This is a genomic window from Collinsella sp. AM33-4BH (assembly GCF_003469205.1).
Classification (GTDB): Bacteria; Actinomycetota; Coriobacteriia; order Coriobacteriales; family Coriobacteriaceae; genus Collinsella.
Genome location: NZ_QSIN01000024.1, coordinates 1 through 2,890, shown reverse-complemented (window position 1 = coordinate 2,890; position 2,890 = coordinate 1). Strand labels below are relative to the sequence as shown.

2 protein-coding genes are annotated in these 2,890 nt (G+C 53.3%); one reads left to right on the top strand and one right to left on the bottom strand.

What is annotated here, in order from left to right; all coding sequences use genetic code 11:
- Window positions 1-456: 456 nt before the first annotated feature.
- Window positions 457-1,110, bottom strand: coding sequence for a DUF1648 domain-containing protein (locus DW821_RS10025; RefSeq protein ID WP_147327790.1), 654 nt, complete (start codon window positions 1,108-1,110; stop codon window positions 457-459).
- Window positions 1,111-2,357: 1,247 nt separating this feature from the next.
- Here DW821_RS10025 and DW821_RS10020 point away from each other — a divergent pair.
- On the top strand, window positions 2,358-2,890 hold a 533-nt coding region (locus DW821_RS10020; protein ID WP_147487047.1), incomplete at its 3' end, for a hypothetical protein.

The following is a 2,890-nucleotide window of genomic DNA, read 5'->3' as shown; positions in this document are numbered from 1 at the left end:
CTATTCGCTCAATGTGTTCGGCTGAGATCGGAAATCAACCATTAAATCAACTGTTAAATCAATCCAGGCCTGTAGGGGGCGGTGGAAATCTTTCGAGGACTGGGGGCGCCGTCCCTGGGTCGGCTCCTCGATGGCCGCGGCTGAATTCCCCTGCCATCGGCTGCGTGGGTTCCGGCACGGGGCTCTGGCGCTGCTCGAACTGGGCGCAAGACTCGGCTGTTGGTCGTACCGGACGGCATACGTTTTGAGACCAGCAAGCTGATGCCGGCTCGAGGACAGCGGCCCGGTGCACCGGGCCGATCGATAGCGGTCTCAGGTTCACAGCGCAGCTTCTCAGGGCTCGCATATATAGGAAGACTTGATTGGCAATCGATTTTAATGAAGTCGGCAGCGCATGTCAGAGTTTTCAACAAATTTAACATGCCACCCTTTATATCCGCACGCGCGTAATTCAACTCATAAGGACCGGCTATCCCTTACCAGTGACACAATCTCAAACGCACAGAACAGAATCATCAGTCCAATCATCGCATAAGAGGCAGCCGAACCTTCAAGCACTATTCCACAAAGAACAATCTCCGCGCCGCCAATAAGAACTGTTATCAGGCGCTCTGCCTTTTTGCTCTCGCCGCTCGCATAAAAAGGCGGCAAAGCGCACAAGATCACATATAGCCCGGGAAGGGAATACAGGATCGATAGTCCAAGCCCCCCATCAACCGCAGTGCTTTGCGTAAGAATCAACTGAACCCAAACGGCAATTATCACTGAGCAGGTTGTCGATAAAAGAAGACTGGAAATATAGCACGCAACAAAGTCCCGTCGCATTCGAACAGAGAAATCCGCGAACTCTCTTCGCCGCGTGGAAACAATAAGGTACACAGAAATTGCAATAGAACCAATCAGGGAAAACAGCGGAACAACCAGCAATTCAAGCTTATTACCCCATCGATCAACCACACCCCCACTCCAATGAGCGGGAATTGTATCAGGGAGGACTGACCAAGCCGCCCATAGAATCAGAAATGGAAGAATAGAGAGGATGAAAGATGATAACACTGCAGTAATTTTTTTTGAGGCTCTCATCGATTCCGCATCTCCTTGCGCGCCCACATTCCACTCCGCCTTAAATCAAGTATACGTTTTGAGACCGGCAAGCTGATGCCGGCTCGAGGACAGCGGCCCGGTGCACCGGGCCGATCGATAGCAGTCTCAGGTTCACAGCGCAGTTTCTCAGGGCTCGCATATATAGGAAGACTTGATCGGCAATCGATTTTAATGAAGTCGACAGTGCATGTCAGAGCTTTCAGTAAACCGCAGGTAAATTCGTATACCAAAAATTGGTACACGGATTTACCTGCGATGTTCATGCTTGGTCAAAAGCCTATCAAGCGATATATTCATTATTTTAATGCGCGCGCCTGAGCTTTTGGCTGAAGTGGCAGTCCGACCGCCGGCAGGCGGCCACGCTATGTCCAAAGGCCACGCCTACTCCCAGTGCCCGGCTACGTCGACGACCCAGTGCTGCCCGTCGAGTTCCTGCCGCAGGGCTACATCAGGGACGTCTTATTGGGGGACGACCACATGGAACCCCGGGAGATCAAGCTGTACGGCTGATCCATCCGTCAACAACATGTCAAAGCCCCAAAACCCAACAGGATCGCGAACGAGGGGATGAATTGACCGCCCGGGTATTTGCGCCCGGGCGGTCAATTTTATCAACCATGGGTGCGATTCTGTGAGGCCATTTTTCTGTCATCCGCCGTTTGCTCCGGTCTCAACGCACCCATCGACCGTTCAGTTATCTTTGCGAACGCGACCACGTGCGCATTTGTCGAACAATCAAATGTCCGACAATGTCTGACGGAGCTGTCAGACATTCACGCACGAACAGGTGAGCTTCGCGAGCGATTGTAGGCAACTAGTAGCCCCAGCTGCGTCTTTAGCGCAGGTTCGACGTCTGACATCTTGAATGTCTGACGTTGAACGAAGCTGGTTGATAACAAGCAGGTGGAATAAACATGGAGCCCGACACCTCTCGCGCAATCGGCGCGTGGCAAGGGTCTGGCCCATCTCATATGTTGCCAACGCTAACGGTGAACCTGAGCGCCCGGGCACATTCTTTGTTGGCTGAAACCGGCATAGCAACTAGCGGAAGGCATCATCGAAGGAGTGTGCTGGAAAGCACCCGTCTCCTTAACTGTTAGAAATGCAAGTTAATAATCTATGTGGTCAATATAATACCGTTAAACCCGCATATCGATACCGCTCAGCCATTCGCCTCGCCCCCGTCGCACGTATCTTCATCCGGTCTGTTACTTTTAATCTAACGATTCTTTGAGGAACGTAGGTGCTTCTGAATGTACTGTCGACTTCTTCTCAAACTGATCCTAAGAGACAAGGCCGCATGGATTTGTACGCTCGTTCTCGCTGCAGCCTTTTCCGTCCCCATTGCGTTCAATTCACCCATCTACGGCCCCTTCTTTATGAAGCAGGGCATGCAGGGCTTTGTCGACGCATTCAATACGCGCGCGCCCCGGGCCAGCGGCACAGACCTATCTCCAGAGCAGCAAGATGACGCGGAGCTTGCAAGATACGCGAACGCCGCCCTTGCCGCTCAAACCGACGCCGCCTTTCTCGATTCTGCCGAGAGCTACTACGCGCTCATGGACGAAGGCTTCCAATCCGGGTCCATCGTGGGAGACCGAGAGACCAATGACGCGGAGCTCGCATATTGCCGTGCCCTGAGCAGCTCCGGCATCACGGATATCCCGGCCTCCGCAAGCGACCTGCCATTCCTTTCCTTCCTGCCTTACGCCATTGCCGCGGCGCCGTCTTTCCTTCCCTTCATCCCCTTCCTTCTCTCGTCGATACTCGTGCTCGGCGCCACAAG